The following is a 15175-nucleotide window of genomic DNA, read 5'->3' on the forward strand; positions in this document are numbered from 1 at the left end:
ACGAGACCCCGCAGATTTCTGTTTGTCTGAGGAGGCTCCGGTGCACCCGTGGAAAGCGAGCAATCGGAGCGGTGATTCAGCACTGATAAGACACGAGTCCATCGCACATGGCTGGAGATAAAGGACCAAGCACAGCTTGGTTTTTCTCACAGGTAAAGAAAGTATATGATTTTGGGGGTATCGCAGTGAATATGACTGTGATACCTTTTATTTATGAAACCTAATATTCTTAAACGTATCTTCTTCGATCATCATAGACATTGGGAAGCTTTTAGGAAAAAGTATCAGGGACAGATACGCCCAATTGTCATCAAAGAAGTGGAGAAATTTAAGGATTGTGGAAACCTTAAAAAGGGATTTAAATTGCTGGTTTGCGAAGGTTGTCATGATGTTCGAAAAGTACCTTTTCGATGCAAAGGACGTTTTTGTACCACGTGTTCTATTGGAGAGAGCGAAGAATGGAGCAGACTGCTTGCGGAAGATGTGCTACAAGTCAATCATAGACATGTCATTTTCACAATTGATGAAGGTTTACGTGATGTTTTCCTTTTACACCGGCACTTACTAAAGCCTTTAATGGACGAGGCCGCAAGGCTTATCAAAAACTTTTTTCAGAAGAAAGCGAAAGTGACTCCCGGCATTATTGCTGGTCTCCATACATTTGGATCTCAGCTCAATTTTAATCCGCATGTTCACATGCTTGTGAGTATGGGTGGAATCACTCGCAAAGGAGAATGGAAGTCCTATGACTTCATTCCGTTTAAGATGCTTCGGAAACAGTGGCAGACGGTGGTGCTAAAACTTATTCGTAAACATTTGACTGCGAAAGAGAAGGAGAACGTTCAGCCTCTATTACAGAAAGCTTATTTACAAAATGGAGAAGGTTTCTATGTTCATGCCCCAAGACAACGAGGCCATGTGAAAGAACAACTCCGTTATATTGGTCGCTATATCCGCCGTCCAGCAATTGGACTGAATCGCATCGAAGACTACGATGGTCACAACGTGACCTTTACGTACAAGGACAAAAGAGACAATCAGGAAAAGCGTTTGACGCTTTCAGTTGAAGCCTTTATTGCACGTTTGATCCGTCATATCCCTGACGAGCAGTTTAAAACGATCCGGCATTATGGCATGTATTCTAGAAAAAATAAAAAATTAAGCAAAAAGTTATTAATGGCATGGCAAAAAGTAACAAAGCGCTGGGTCATCAAGGTAAATAAAGTTCTGCGCAGACGTACATGGAGAGAACGGACGATCGCAACTGGCAATAAAGATCCTCATATTTGTCCTAAATGCGGTAACTATTATGAATACAAGGGAGAAGTCTGCCTTGAAGAAGGCAGGTTAGTCATCAAAGTAGCCCTAGGAAGAACGGCAAGAGAGTATCTAGAGGAGGAGATTCGTTATCTCAACCAAAAAACGACGCAAATCGGTCAAAAAGAAAATCGTGCAAAAAACAAACAAAAAAACCGTACGGTTTTTTTGCCTATCGTGTCATGAGAAAGAAGAAATCCCTACACAAATTGTACGAGAAATGGATCTTATGGATGGTGGAGATTCGATCATTCCCCCTCGGTTTTCATGTGAACAATGTGGAGGAGAAATGTATCCTGAATACTACAAAGGGGTTCACGGCCAGGAATACAGAATTAAAGATTATCTCTAAACAAAAAAGGACCGGGCGTTTTTTGCCCGGTTTTTCTTACTCGCTTGAGAATGCTTTAGCCTCAGTTGTGTGATGAAATCGCTGCTTTGGCAATTTTTTTTCGTTAGAAACGAAGCAAAAAAAAGCGGCGTAAAATTTGTCGGAAAATGTGCGAACGCCGATGCAGCACGGCGTGATGTCACATAAACTATAGAAAAATAGAGGAGGATGCAACATGTTTCTTCTCATTGTTGTGATGTTCATTCTTTTGATTATCGTTGGGTTGTTTTATTAACCCATGACCAGAATTCAGCTACAAATGAAATCTGGTTCTTTTTTTATTTATTTTATTAATAGCGTATAAAGTGGATTTGTCAACCGATTTTTTGTGAAAAGCTTCATCGAAACTAGTGCTTCCTCGACAAAAAAACCCCGTTCAGAATTTGAGCGAAATGTGTGACAATAAAGGTACCTTAATTATGTGAAAGGAAGTGCCAGCAGCGATGCCAAACATCGTTTCTTTCAAATTCAACCCTGCAGAACTAAAGTTAAATAAGTTCATTGATTTTTACGCCTATTGCACGCAATGGAATCAAAACATTTATGTATATGGTAATAATGAGGCACATAAGGTTCGGCGCCTGTCTGAGTTACTTTCCTTTATCCTGTTCTCCCATGATCACGAATGCTTAATTGTCATTGAAGGAAGCGGGATTAATGAAACGAAGAACTACATTTCAAAACATCTGTCTGGTGTGCAAACTGCCTAATGTCAATAACCAAAATGGTTGAACATGTGACAATTTATAAAAATATCTTTTCAGTATGGTATAGTATGAGTGTGATGAATTCATAGTGAAAGGATACGACTTTGCATGACAACACTGGAAGACTTACGGATAGCGCCAATCAGCCCTGAAAATGATCCGTGGGAAGCTTATTTTGATATGGAGCATTATGGACATTTAAAACTAACCAATGTCGAGTTTACGACCACAACACTTTGTAATATGAGGTGCGAACATTGTGCGGTCGGTTATACATTACGGAAGCATGATCCCGATGCACTACCCTTGGACCTGATTTTTAAGCGTCTTGATGAAGCCAAAGACCTTCATGCGCTTAGTATAACGGGCGGAGAACCAATGCTTTCGCTCAAGTCTGTGAAAGAGTATGTGGTGCCCATCTTAAAGTATGCACACGAACGCGGATTGAGAACTCAGATCAATTCAAATTTGACACTCGATTTGGCTCGCTATGAATTGATTATTCCTTATCTTGATGTACTGCATATTTCCTTTAATTATGGTAGCTTTGAGGATTATTCATCAATTGGATTTGCGGTAATGGAAAAAAAGCCGAATGTCAAGGCACAGCAGCTTTTCTTTAATCGGATGATTGAAAATGCGCGGGAACTAACCGCTCGCGGTGTCATTGTGTCGGCGGAAACGATGATCAACAAGCGCACATTGCCTCATCTCGAACGGATTCATGAACAAGTGGTCGAAATGGGCTGCCAGCGTCATGAAGTGCACCCCATGTACCCGAGTGACTTCGCAAGCAGTCTTCAGGTCGCTTCGCTTGATGAAATACGAACCGGCATCCATCGATTGCTTGACTGTCGTGATCAGGATGTCTGGATGCTTTTCGGAACCCTGCCTTTTTATCCGTGTAATAAAAATGAGAAAGATCTTGCATTGCTCGATCGCCTGTATCATGAGAAAAATGTTACCGTACGAAATGATCCGGACGGACGCTCTCGATTGAACGTTAATATCTTTGATGGAGACATTATTGTTACCGACTTTGCTGATGCGCCCGCATTGGGCAATATTAAAACAACGTCGCTGGAAGATGCTTACCGATACTGGCGGACAACGCCGCTTGCTCAATCGCTCAATTGTCACTGTCCGGCGGTAAAATGCCTAGGTCCCAATGTTCTCGTGAAAAATACTTACTATAAAGATGTCGATTTTACAAAACGAAAAGCGCTAATTGCACGCTGAATGTGTATCGTAAAGCAGCTGGAGCCTGTATGAATTCGGTTCCGGCTGTTTTCCTTTCTCACAGGATAAGAAAGTATAAGATTTTGCCCACTCTTCAAGCCAGTAGACCCGTGTCTTGACCGAGAATCAAAGCGGAGGTACTCTGGCGCCAGCGGGATCGCGCTTAGTTGATGCGTGCCAGCGAGACCCCGCAGATTCCTGCCTGTCTGAGGAGGCTCTTGGACTGCCTGCGACAAGCGAGCAGCTGTAGTGCCCGTCAGGCACAAGTTCAATGGCAAAGGACTAGGCGTAGCTTAGTCTTTCTTAATTTGTTACAAGTGCCGCTTGTCGAAAATTATGTTAATCTTATTTTAAGGAAACGAAAACAGATTGTAAATCTACTGTGTTCTGTTAAAATGGAGTTTGGGCTCATTTTTAGCAGCGGGTTACAATGTCAGGACTACGGAATGGAGAGGTGGACTTTGTGCACTTTTTGTCGAAAAATGACAAGTTTTTAAACATGCTATCGATTATTTCACTGAATCTAGAAGATGCTGCAAAGTATTTTGATCAAAGTAAAATCAAAAGCGAAGCAGATTTGCACGAATTTTCTCAAAAAATGAAGAGCTTTGAACGGAAAGGAGATTCGTACGTTCATGAATTGATCATTGCGCTGAACAAAACATTTGTGACGCCTCTGCAGCGTGAGGATATTTTGGAATTGGCAATGAAAATGGACAACGTACTTGACGGATTTGAAGAATGGTCGATGAGATTGGAAATTTACAGAATTTCTCATGCTGATGAATTTATGGTTGAATTTGTTGGTCTGCTCTTTGACTCATGCAAAGAGATCAATCAAGCGATTACCTTGATGAGCAAGAAAAATTTGTCTGGTATCCGTAATAGTGTGATTAAAATCAATGAGTATGAAACGCAATGCGATGAGTTGACTTCAAAGTGCATTACGAATCTCTTTAAAAATGAAAAAGATGCGATCAAGATTATTCAATATAAAGAACTTTATGAGATGCTTGAAAGCGTTGCAGACAGCTGCGAAGACGTCGCCGATACACTCGAAACAATCATGATGCGAAACGCTTAATCTTGTATTGAGCGAAGACACTTATTTGTAAATTAAAATATTGTTGTTCGACTGTTTATTCATTTTTTACAACGAAAGGGTTTAATGATCATGGAAAGTTTGTTTGCGTTGACGCTGATGATTGTGTTCTTCGCGTTTATCTTCGACTTTATTAACGGTTTCCACGATACAGCAAATACCATTGCCACTTCTGTATCGACGCGTGCGCTGCGTCCGCGGGCAGCGATCATCCTTGCAGGAGTCATGAACTTTCTCGGAGCGATTACATTTACCGGAGTTGCGCAAACGATCAGCAAAGGCGTTATTGATCCTTTTTCGATTCAAGATGAAACAACAGGCCTGATTATCGTAATGGCCGCCTTGATCAGTGCGATTCTTTGGAATTTAGTTACTTGGCTATTTGGTGTGCCAAGCAGCTCGTCGCATGCAATTATTGGATCACTTGCCGGAGCAGGGATCGCAGCACTTGGGTTTGGAGCGCTGAACTATAAAGGGTTTATCGAAATTTTTCAAGCCTTAATCTTTTCGCCAATCGCTGCAATAACGATCGGTTTTATTGTAATGAAGCTGTTTACAATCATCTTTCACAATTTTTCGCTTGTCAAAACAAATCGCCGTTTTCGATTGTTTCAGGTTTTTACCGCTGCCCTTCAATCGTTTGCTCACGGTACAAATGATGCACAGAAGACGATGGGGATCATTACAATGGCCTTGGTTGCATCCAACTATTTGACTGAGGTAGAAATTCCACTTTGGGTACGTATTGCAGCGGGTCTGGCGATGGCAATGGGAACATCGGTTGGTGGATGGCGCATTGTTCATACGGTAGGAAGCAAGATTATGAAAATTCAACCGATTAACGGTGCAGCAGCTGATTTAACTTCTGCAACCATCATCTTCGGATTTACAATGATCCATTTTCCAGTCAGTACAACTCATGTCATTACTTCGTCCATTTTAGGCGTTGGTTCTGCTGAACGTGTTCGCGGTGTGAATTGGAAGATGGCTCTGAACATTGTCGTTACGTGGGTCATTACACTGCCATTTACCGCGCTGATTGGCGCATTAATCTATCATTTATTGAAATGGGTTCTTTAAAAAGAGGGGACCGTACGGGAAGTGCCGGAATTGTTTTGGGTACATAAAGCGATTTCTCGCCTGTATTAATGTTGTGCAGGCGATTTTTGCCGATATTTAAAAAAGCGCTTACATATTCAAAAAAATAAAAACGGCTGTACACCGGAAAGAATTTTCATTCATTGATTTGGAAAATGCTTGACTAATCTGATTAGAATGACGCACCATGTTCACGCAATGGTGAATACTTCTCTTGAATCTCAATAATCAGTTGGTCAAGTTCCTGACTGACTTTCAATGTCTGTTTGGAGTACGTTCCATATTTTTTTGCGGTGTTTAATAATTTTTGCCTTTTTTCTTCGATTTTTTCTGAATAAATACCACTAATTTCCTGGGATGCACATATCTCTGGGTACCCAGACATCGGCACATGTCCCTCCTTCACAATGTAAAATCTACCAATTATATAGACATTATATCATGACTATTTTTTTTGTCTACTAGATAAGGTTTTATTAAACCATTTTGTGGTATGATCAAGAATCAGATAGACACTAAATTGTTGGAGGACTGGGTATGAAATTCACTGATCTGGAACTCATCGTCGTGTTGTCTGAAGAAGGAACCATGAGCAAAGCTTCGGAACGACTCTTTGTTTCTCAGCCCGCACTAAGCCAGCGTCTTCATGCCATTGAATCGGAATGGAACGCGAAATTGTTTGTTCGTTCCAGACGTGGTGTCATGCTGACTGCTGAAGGAGAACGGATTAAAGAGTTTGCGTGCAGCACACTGGAAAAGATGGCGGAAACACGTGCGGAGCTACTGGCTCACGCATCTGAAATTTATGGGACCTTAAAATTAGCGGTGTCTTCTGTTAACGGGCAGTACTGGCTCCCAAATGTATTGAAGACCTTTGTTGATGAGTACCCTCATGTGAGGATTTCGTTGACAACTGGTTGGTCAAGTGGGGTATTGGAGCAAATTTATCGCGGTGAATGCCAAGCGGCAATTGTTCGTGGGACCCCGAATTGGAGCGGGGGTAAACTGCATCTTTTCTCTGATCCGCTTCAATTCGTTGATTCAAAAATTACGCGATTAGAAGAATTAAATTTGGATGATCGTCCCTATGTTCAATTTCGCAGTGACTCAAGCTATGATCAAGTGATACAAAATTGGTGGCATTCACAAAATTTGAGACCGCCTAGCCGTACAATTATGGTTGATCAGATCGAGACATGCAAACAGATGGTTACACATGGCATCGGCTATGCGGTGCTGCCGTCAATTAGTTTGACCGAGCAAGATCGCGTGCAGCGCATTCCGTTAAAGGATCATCAGGGAAAAGCGATTGTTCGTGATAACTGGCTGCTCTATGATCAGAAAGCGAAGCGCTTGAAACAGGTTCATGCTTTTATTGAACTGGTGAAACGTGGACTTTTTTCCTGAATTTCGTTAATATATCAAGTGAAACGACTATATGGAGGGACTCTTATGAAACAAATGGATGCACATGAAATTATTTCTTTTTTGCAAAACAGCACAAAGAAAACACCGGTAAAAGTTTACATAAAAGGTGATCTACGCTCACTTTCATTTGGAGCAGAGGTTAAATCATTTATTAGTGGACAAGCGGGAACACTGTTTGGCGATTGGAAAGCGATTGAACCGATACTTTCCGCCAATAAAGATAAAATTGAAGATTATATTGTCGAAAACAATGCGGCGAATTCTGCAGTGCCGTTCCTTGATCTTAAAGGGATCGAGGCACGTATTGAACCGGGAGCGCTTATTCGTGAAAAGGTTGAAATCGGCAAGCAAGCAGTCATCATGATGGGTGCAGTGATTAATATCGGGGCTGTGGTTGGTGAAGGAACGATGATTGATATGAACGCAGTGCTTGGCGGACGCGCGACAGTAGGGAAAAATTGTCATATCGGTGCAGGGGCAGTGCTTGCTGGCGTCGTGGAACCGCCGTCGGCACAACCGGTTGTTATTGAGGACGATGTCCTTGTTGGCGCGAATGCCGTTGTTTTGGAAGGTGTTCACATCGGTAGAGGCGCTGTAGTCGCTGCCGGTGCCATCGTTACCAAGGATGTTCCGGACTATACGGTCGTTGTCGGCGCTCCTGCTCGTGTCCTGAAAAAAATCGATGAAAAAACGCGTTCAAAAACAGAGATCATGAAGGAACTGCGTCAATTATAATCATGCGGGTAACCGCCTGAAAAATGGGAAGGGACCAAATATGGACTATGTTGCTGTAAGACGTGCATTGCATCAGATTCCGGAGCTCGGTTTTGAAGAGGTGGAAACGCAAGCGTTTCTGCTTGATCAAATAAAACAGTTGCCTCAAGGGCGTATACAAATTAAAAAGTGGAAGACCGGGTTACTTGTCCGCGTGGCTGGAACCCACCCAACGAAGGTCATCGGTTTCCGCACGGACATCGATGCCCTTCCGATTAAAGAAAACACCGGCTATTCCTTTCAATCCAAAAATGTAGGCAATATGCATGCTTGCGGACATGATTTTCACATGACAATCGCATTGGGAGCGCTTGAGGATGTTGTACTTCATCCGGTGAAGGAAGACGTATTATTTATCTTTCAACCTGCTGAAGAAGGACCGGGAGGAGCACTTCCTATTATGTCAAGCAGCGAATTCCAAAACTGGAAACCGGATTCGATTTTCGCATTACACGTATCTCCTGAATTTCCTGCAGGAACGGTAGCGACACGGGAGGGGATTCTGTTCGCCAATACTTCCGAGTTGTTTATCGATTTCTTTGGGAAGGGAGGCCATGCTGCAAGTCCTCATCTGACGCATGACACCATTGTAGCTGCCAGCCATTTTGTGGTGGGTTTGCAAACCATCGTTGCACGGCGCGTGAATCCACTTCATTCAGCTGTGTTAACAATTGGAAAAATATCCGGGGGCACAAAGCAGAACATTATTGCTGAACATGCGCGTGTTGAAGGGACAATCCGAACGCTTGATCAGGAAACAATGAAGGCAATTAAAGCCGATATTGAGCGCCATGTTCAGGCGGTAGAAACCGCCTATCAATGTAAAGGTGAGATTGATTACGGTGCCAACTATTATCAGGTCTTTAACCGTAAAGAATATGTTGATCCGTTTATTCAATTTTGCAGGCAGAACAAGTATCCTCTTGAACTTTGTGATGAGGGAATGGCCGGCGAAGACTTCGGATATTTTTTGCGTGACTTTCCAGGCTTTATGTTTTGGCTCGGTGTTGGAAAAACAGCGAACTTGCATTCAGCGGATTTTAAGCCCGATGAAGCAGCACTTGCTCAAGGAGTTAAAGTTGTCAGTACGTATATTCGAGAAGGTTTTTAACAAAATAAAACGAAAGATCTTTCGGAGCGAAATAATTTTTTTAGCTCCGATTTTTTTACTGGCTTGAATTTACACTTTAAGTGCAAGAGAGAGGAACCGGATTCCGTTACGATGGATTATCGTGGTTCATCAGGCGACGGATCTGTGCGTATTAAGGATATGCTCTATGAAGAAAAAAGCGACCACCGAATCGTCGGCAAGAAAGGCGACGGCAGATACACCGTCAGAGTACAGACAAGTTCCGGCGACTTCAAATTCCGATAAATGAGTAAGAAAATGATCCGACAAACGCTCCAACGCGCGTTCGGATCTTTTTTATTATGTGGTAAGTAAAAAAATGACCGACTATATTGCATTAATCAGTAGAGTGTATTATTCTATACATATGGAATGAACGAGTCGATCACGCTATCTTTTGGACATCTATTAGATAAAAATCAGTAGTGATCAATAAATATATCTTGATTTGAAAGGATGAATCACTTGAATGTTCAGTTCAAAAAAGGTGTTCTGGAACTTTGTGTGCTTGTGCTTATCGATGGTAGAGACCAGTACGGGTACGAACTTGCTCAGAACATTTCGAAAAAAATTGAAGTGGCTGAGGGTACACTTTATCCGCTGCTTCGACGTCTGACGAAGGAAGGCTATCTATCCACGTATCTCGGCGAGTCAACTGAAGGACCGCCAAGAAAATATTACTCCATTACAGCAGAAGGGGAGCAGTATATGAATGCATTAATTGACGAATGGAAACAATTTTCCGAAGCGGTTGATCAATTTATTAAGGAGGGAGCGGGACATGGTGAAAAATGATTTTTTTCGTAACCTGAACCACTTGCTGAGAGAACTCCCTAAAAAAGAGCGTGATGAAATTCTAGTGGACTTTGAAGAACACTTCACAATTGGATCTAATGAAGGAAAAACAGAAGAAGAAATCATTCAAGAACTCGGTGATCCAAAAGATATTGCTAACGCGGAACTTGCCGATTATTATGCCACAAATCCGGCGAGACAGGGTGGGGCAACGTCAGCCACGCGCTCGCTGCTGCTCGCTATGGTCCTGATTTTTTTTAATCTGGTGGTTGTTGCAGGACCTGCTTTCGGCATTTTCTTCGGATTTATTGGTCTATGGGTTGGTGCCATTTGTCTGGTGATTAGCCCGCTGCTTTCGCTTTTATCCTATTTTCAGTCTGGTTTTGATGCTTTTTTATTCACCTTCTTCGTATCGCTTGCTTGCTGCGGAGTAGGCTTACTGCTCAGTATCGCATTGAGCTACATCGGTAAATTTCTTTGGCACGCATGTGTCGGTTATGTCCGTTTTAACATGGATCTCATAACAGGGAGGAAGCGATCATGAAAAAAATTATCTATATTGCCCTGGCACTCATTCTTATCGGCGCTATAGGAGGATTGATTGTTTTTCAAACAACAGATCTTTTCCAAACGAGCAAAGCAAGCGCACAAACAAAAACAGCATCGGTCAATGGAATAAAGAAAATAAATGTAGACGTATCCTCGCTGGATGTTGAAGTAAAGAAAACAAATCGTGATCAATTGTCTGCCAAGGTGAAGGGCTGGGGCAATAAGCAAATGATCCAAGGGGTTAAGCTTGCGATCAATAAGGAAGGCGATGCTCTTCATGTGACTGCAGTGCGGAATCAATCGTTTTTCACCTTCACTATTGGTTGGTCAAAGCTAATCATCGAGGTTCCGGAGCAGGCGTATAACCAAATTACTGTTGATGTGGGCTCAGGAGATCTTTCTATTGAAGACCTACAGGCAGGACACTTGTCTTTAACTTCCGGCTCCGGAGATGTCACTGCTAAAAATAATAAGTCTAGAGGGAATTTTATCGTTCAGGCGTCCAGTGGTGATATTGATATGCAGCATAATCAAGCCCAGAACGAAGCCCGTGTCTCTGCAAACAGTGGAGATCTTGACGTGTCCGATTTGACTGCCAAGTCCACGCGACTTGAAACGGCCTCCGGAGATATTGATGTTCAAAGGTACAGCGGATCTCTGATTGCACAAGCTAATTCGGGCGACCTAGACATTGAAAGTCACCAATTGTCCGGAGATATTGATGCGCAAGTAGCGAGCGGTGATATCGATATTAATTTTGCGCAGGATCCAGATTCATTGTCCGTTGACTATCGCGGCGGGTCAGGAGAAGGCAAAGTTAATCTGGACGGATTCCTCTATAAAGAAAAAACAGATCACCTCATCATCGGACAAAAAGGCGACGGCAAATACAAAATCAGAGTGAGAACAAATTCCGGAGATTTCAATTTGCAATGAGTGATAGTGATAGAAAATAAAAAAACGATTCGTTGAGTGAAACTTGGGCGGATCGTTTTTCTTTACACACTAAGATGCATATTTTTTTCAACAAGGGAGAAACTGTCCTTTGATGGTTCTGAATAAAACGAAGGATGGATGATCCGCATGGAGCAGCAAAACACGAGTTTTGACTATTTCAACAACTGATTTGCTGTCATTGAAAAAACAGGGCGAGAGTATCGTCCTGTTTTAATTTTGTTGAAGGGGAGATCGTGGAGTAGGGGACTAAGAGGAACTCATGAATCTTGACGGAAGGTCTGTTCATTTGATGCTTAGCCGGCACAATACATTAGACCAATTGAACAAAGCAGTAGTGCATATTTGTACCGTTTCAGTGTATCCTTTCGTGAAGCGCAAAGGTTCTTTGGTATAATGGGGAGGCAGACTTAACAGAAAGCGTGTTTGCAGACTGGAGCGTACAGATCATATGATTGGAGCAGTGTTTCTAGTTATTCTTTGGACGATAATGTACGGATATATGATTGCGGCATCAATAGATTTCGGTATGGGCTTTTACTTGTTTTACGGCCAGTACTTGAGACGTGAGGGACGGTTTTACGCGCCGCTCCAAAGGTGGCTGTCACCAACCTCGGAATTCATGAATATCGGCTTTGTACTTATCTTTGCGGCTGTGATTGGCTTCTCTCCGGAAATCCTTCTTAATTTTCAGACCCCGCTTGTTTTTTGCGGTGGCTTTGCAATCGTTCTTACCGTTGTAAAAGGAACGTTCTTTGCATTTGCTGAATTGTTACCGAGAGGAAGTACGGCAAGTCGCGTGTTTTCAAGCGGCAATGGGATTATCGGAATTTTTATACCCGTCGTTCTGAGTATTGCGCTTGTGATTAGTGAGGGCGGCTTTGCTGATTATGGAACAGGAGCATTTCACGCGTTTGTTCGATCTTTGCTGTTCAATGTATACTTTTGGTCGGTTGTGCTGATTGCGGTTGTCAGTATCTTCTATATTAGTGCCATGTATCTTGTACAGTTCGCTTGGAAAATGGGCAACGAACCGCTCACAGAACATTTTAGAAATTACGCGCTGTTTCTAAGCATGCCGACGGTATTGGCCAGTGGTGTTGTCTTTCTGGGGTTGGAATCGCAAAACCCTGAACATTTCAGTGCGGCTTTGGATGGTTTATGGCCGTTTGTCCTCTCACTGATCTGTTTGCTTGCTGCAGTTACCTTAGTGTTTCTTAGAAAATATCCGTGGACCTTCCTTCTTGTTATGCTTCAATATTTCTTTGCTTTATACGGTTATACGGTTTCTCATTTCCCTTATCTTGTTTATCCGGATATTGTTTTGAATTCGGGATTGTCCAACTGGGCGAAATCCGGATGGTTCTTCGTCTTTTCTCTTGTGATTAGCATAGGTACGCTGGTGTGCTATTTGCGCATTCGCTGCTGGAATGTAGCGGATCAGAAACATCATGAATAATGAAATAAGAAAAAGCACAACGGCCCGAAAGGGCTGCTGTGCTTCATTTTTATAAGAAAACCGTGTTATTTGCTGTTTTCCATTTGCTTGTTTGCTTTTTCATCAACTTCCATAATAATTGGAAGGATCATTGGTTTGCGCCGTGTACGTTCATAGAGGAATGGTGCCAAAATAGTCGTGACCTCGCTTTTAATCTGTGACCATTGCAAGGAATCGCGTTGGATGACTTCCTGTAGACGCTGAGTCAAAAGGCTTTGTGCTTCATTGATTAAGTCCCCGGACTCACGCATGTAAACGAATCCTCGTGAAATAATGTCAGGCCCGGCAAGCAGCTTATGGGCTTCGATATCTGCACTAACAACGACAATAACTAAACCTTCTTCGGAGAGAATCTTGCGATCACGAAGAACAATATTACCGATATCACCGATTCCGCTTCCGTCGATGTAAACGGTGCCGGAAGGGATCTTGCCAGTTACAGTCGCAGAATTTTGGTCAAGAGCAAGTACATCGCCAATACTCATTATGAATGAATGATCGTATGGGATTCCGCAAGCATGTGCGGTTTCAACATGCTTTTTCAGCATGCGGTATTCTCCGTGGATCGGCATAAAGAATTTTGGCTTGAGCAGGCGCAGCATCAATTTTTCTTCTTCCTGACCACCGTGACCAGATGTATGGATATTGCTCAGTTTTCCGTGAATAACATCGGCACCGGCACGATAGAGCTGGTTAATGGTCCGGTTAATACTTACTGTATTTCCCGGAATCGGCGACGAGGAAAAGATCACCGTATCCCCAGGCTGAATCTGGATTTGCCGATGAGTGCCGTTTGCGATCCGTGATAATGCGGCCATCGGTTCGCCTTGGCTGCCGGTACATAAGATCGTTACTTCTTGATCGGGCAAATGATTGATTTGCTGATGGTCGATGAACGTATCCTCAGGGGCATGGATATAGCCGAGTTCTTCACCTATGGTAATGGCGGCTTCCATGCTACGGCCAAACACGGCAATTTTGCGGCCAGCTTCTACCGCGGCATCAACGACTTGCTGAAGCCGATGAATGTTTGACGCAAATGTGGCGAAAATGATCCGTCCATCAACCTTGCGGAAAATATCTTTAATATTTTCGCCAACTTCACGCTCGGTCATGGTGAAACCGGGAACTTCCGCATTTGTTGAATCCGACATAAGGCAAAGAACGCCTTCCTTGCCGATTTCAGCCATTTTGGTTAAATTGGCGATTTGACCGCCGACCGGAGTAAAGTCAAATTTAAAGTCACCGGTTTCAACGATATTTCCCTGAGGTGTTTTTACGACAACGCCATAGGAATCGGGAATGCTGTGTGTGGTTCTAAAGAAGCTGACCGATGTTTTCTGAAACTTAATAACGTCGTCTTCCGTGATTTCATGAATCACTGTGGTTCGAAGCAGATTGTGCTCATCCAACTTGTTTCGAATCAAGCCTGCGGCTAACTTTCCAGCATAGATAGGTATATTGACCTCACGCAGCAGGTAGGGAACACCGCCGATATGATCTTCATGGCCGTGAGTAATGAACAGACCCTTGATTTTATCGGCATTCCTGACTAAATAGCTGTAATCAGGAATGACATAATCGATACCGAGAAGGTCATCTTCTGGAAACTTGATCCCTGCGTCAATAACGATAATCTCATCCTGAAATTGAACAGCATACGTGTTTTTACCGATTTCTCCCAATCCGCCAAGAGAAAAAACGGCAGTTTGATGGTTCTTAACAAATTTCATAAATTACAGATTCTCCAGTTTAAATGCGGCAGACTTTTTTTCATAATCAAGGAATTTGCCGGTGAGCGGTTGAATAAATTCCACGTTGTATGGTTTGTCTGCAAGTTTTTTACGGACATCACGAACGTCCGCTGCTTCAAGATAAAGGGTCTCTGTCTGTTCCCTGACAGGGATTTCATCTTTAGACAACTGATATAATACTTTGTAAATCATAATACGTATTCCCTCCAACAAAAAAATGTTCTACAAATCATTATATATGAAATGGCGATCTTTTTCACTGTCTAGCTTCTGAATTGAAGGAATGCTTGTCAGTGCGATGTGAAACGGTTTAGATTTATTTTTGACGATCTTCGAAAAATCATACCGGAAAGCCGACGTTATTTGTTTAAACTGATATAATGGAACGAGGGTTTTGAATCGAACGAACGGTTCACTTGAATCGATTCGATCCAAAAAAA

General features: G+C 42.6%; 16 protein-coding genes and 1 pseudogene. 14 read left to right on the plus strand and 3 right to left on the minus strand.

Going from position 1 to position 15175, the window contains the following annotated elements:
* Positions 1–213: 213 nt before the first annotated feature.
* The 6 genes and pseudogenes from K7399_RS03385 to K7399_RS03410 all read left to right on the plus strand — a co-directional run bounded on the left by K7399_RS03385 (position 214) and on the right by K7399_RS03410 (position 5836).
* Positions 214–1503, plus strand: a complete 1290-nt coding sequence (locus K7399_RS03385) for an IS91 family transposase (protein WP_081787979.1) — start codon at positions 214–216, stop codon at positions 1501–1503.
* 371 nt (positions 1504–1874) lie between these two features.
* Positions 1875–1943: pseudogene (locus K7399_RS16280) on the plus strand (YjcZ family sporulation protein); the annotation flags it as partial.
* Positions 1944–2151: 208 nt separating this feature from the next.
* Entirely contained in the window at positions 2152–2418 is a 267-nt protein-coding gene (locus K7399_RS03395; protein ID WP_028977828.1) for a hypothetical protein, read from the plus strand.
* Between the two features lie 105 nt (positions 2419–2523).
* Positions 2524–3654, plus strand: a complete 1131-nt coding sequence (yfkAB, locus tag K7399_RS03400; protein WP_028977829.1) for a radical SAM/CxCxxxxC motif protein YfkAB — start codon at positions 2524–2526, stop codon at positions 3652–3654.
* Positions 3655–4117: 463 nt separating this feature from the next.
* Positions 4118–4738 carry a DUF47 domain-containing protein gene (locus K7399_RS03405; protein WP_028977830.1) on the plus strand — a complete coding sequence of 207 codons (621 nt, stop codon included), beginning with the start codon at positions 4118–4120 and terminating at the stop codon, positions 4736–4738.
* A 90-nt stretch (positions 4739–4828) separates the two neighbouring features.
* Positions 4829–5836 carry an inorganic phosphate transporter gene (locus K7399_RS03410; RefSeq protein WP_028977831.1) on the plus strand — a complete coding sequence of 336 codons (1008 nt, stop codon included), beginning with the start codon at positions 4829–4831 and terminating at the stop codon, positions 5834–5836.
* Between the two features lie 190 nt (positions 5837–6026).
* Here the strand turns inward: K7399_RS03410 and K7399_RS03415 are convergent, their stop codons facing one another.
* Positions 6027–6239, minus strand: coding sequence for an aspartyl-phosphate phosphatase Spo0E family protein (locus tag K7399_RS03415; RefSeq protein ID WP_037581170.1), 213 nt, complete (start codon positions 6237–6239; stop codon positions 6027–6029).
* 152 nt (positions 6240–6391) lie between these two features.
* Between K7399_RS03415 and K7399_RS03420 the strand changes: the two genes are divergently transcribed.
* The 8 genes from K7399_RS03420 to K7399_RS03455 all read left to right on the plus strand — a co-directional run bounded on the left by K7399_RS03420 (position 6392) and on the right by K7399_RS03455 (position 12942).
* Positions 6392–7261, plus strand: a complete 870-nt coding sequence (locus tag K7399_RS03420) for a transcriptional regulator CcpC (protein ID WP_028982916.1) — start codon at positions 6392–6394, stop codon at positions 7259–7261.
* 45 nt (positions 7262–7306) lie between these two features.
* Entirely contained in the window at positions 7307–8017 is a 711-nt protein-coding gene (dapD, locus tag K7399_RS03425; protein ID WP_028977833.1) for a 2,3,4,5-tetrahydropyridine-2,6-dicarboxylate N-acetyltransferase, read from the plus strand.
* Positions 8018–8057: 40 nt separating this feature from the next.
* Positions 8058–9167: an N-acetyldiaminopimelate deacetylase gene (locus K7399_RS03430; protein WP_028977834.1), complete on the plus strand. Its 1110-nt coding sequence runs from the start codon at positions 8058–8060 to the stop codon at positions 9165–9167.
* A gap of 111 nt (positions 9168–9278) precedes the next feature.
* A complete protein-coding gene (locus K7399_RS03435; protein ID WP_160168736.1) occupies positions 9279–9431 on the plus strand; it encodes a DUF4097 family beta strand repeat-containing protein in 153 nt (50 codons plus the stop codon).
* Positions 9432–9650: 219 nt separating this feature from the next.
* Entirely contained in the window at positions 9651–9980 is a 330-nt protein-coding gene (locus K7399_RS03440; protein ID WP_010026503.1) for a PadR family transcriptional regulator, read from the plus strand.
* Positions 9967–10524, plus strand: coding sequence for an HAAS signaling domain-containing protein (locus K7399_RS03445; RefSeq protein ID WP_028977835.1), 558 nt, complete (start codon positions 9967–9969; stop codon positions 10522–10524). The genes K7399_RS03440 and K7399_RS03445 overlap by 14 nt, the downstream gene beginning before the upstream one ends.
* On the plus strand, positions 10521–11465 hold the full coding sequence (locus K7399_RS03450) for a DUF4097 family beta strand repeat-containing protein (protein ID WP_028977836.1): 945 nt from the start codon (positions 10521–10523) through the stop codon (positions 11463–11465). The genes K7399_RS03445 and K7399_RS03450 overlap by 4 nt, the downstream gene beginning before the upstream one ends.
* A gap of 469 nt (positions 11466–11934) precedes the next feature.
* A complete protein-coding gene (locus K7399_RS03455) occupies positions 11935–12942 on the plus strand; it encodes a cytochrome d ubiquinol oxidase subunit II (protein WP_028977837.1) in 1008 nt (335 codons plus the stop codon).
* Between the two features lie 65 nt (positions 12943–13007).
* Here the strand turns inward: K7399_RS03455 and rnjA are convergent, their stop codons facing one another.
* Together rnjA and K7399_RS03465 are read right to left on the minus strand one after the other, a co-directional pair.
* Positions 13008–14714, minus strand: a complete 1707-nt coding sequence (gene rnjA / locus K7399_RS03460; protein ID WP_028977838.1) for a ribonuclease J1 — start codon at positions 14712–14714, stop codon at positions 13008–13010.
* Positions 14715–14717: 3 nt separating this feature from the next.
* The gene (locus tag K7399_RS03465; RefSeq protein ID WP_028977839.1) at positions 14718–14927 is read right to left on the minus strand and encodes a DNA-dependent RNA polymerase subunit epsilon; all 210 of its coding nucleotides are present in this window, start codon (positions 14925–14927) and stop codon (positions 14718–14720) included.
* Between the last annotated feature and the right edge of the window lie 248 nt (positions 14928–15175).

Origin of the sequence: Sporolactobacillus terrae (assembly GCF_019930545.1) — a bacterium.
Taxonomy (GTDB): Bacteria; Bacillota; Bacilli; order Bacillales; family Sporolactobacillaceae; genus Sporolactobacillus; species Sporolactobacillus terrae.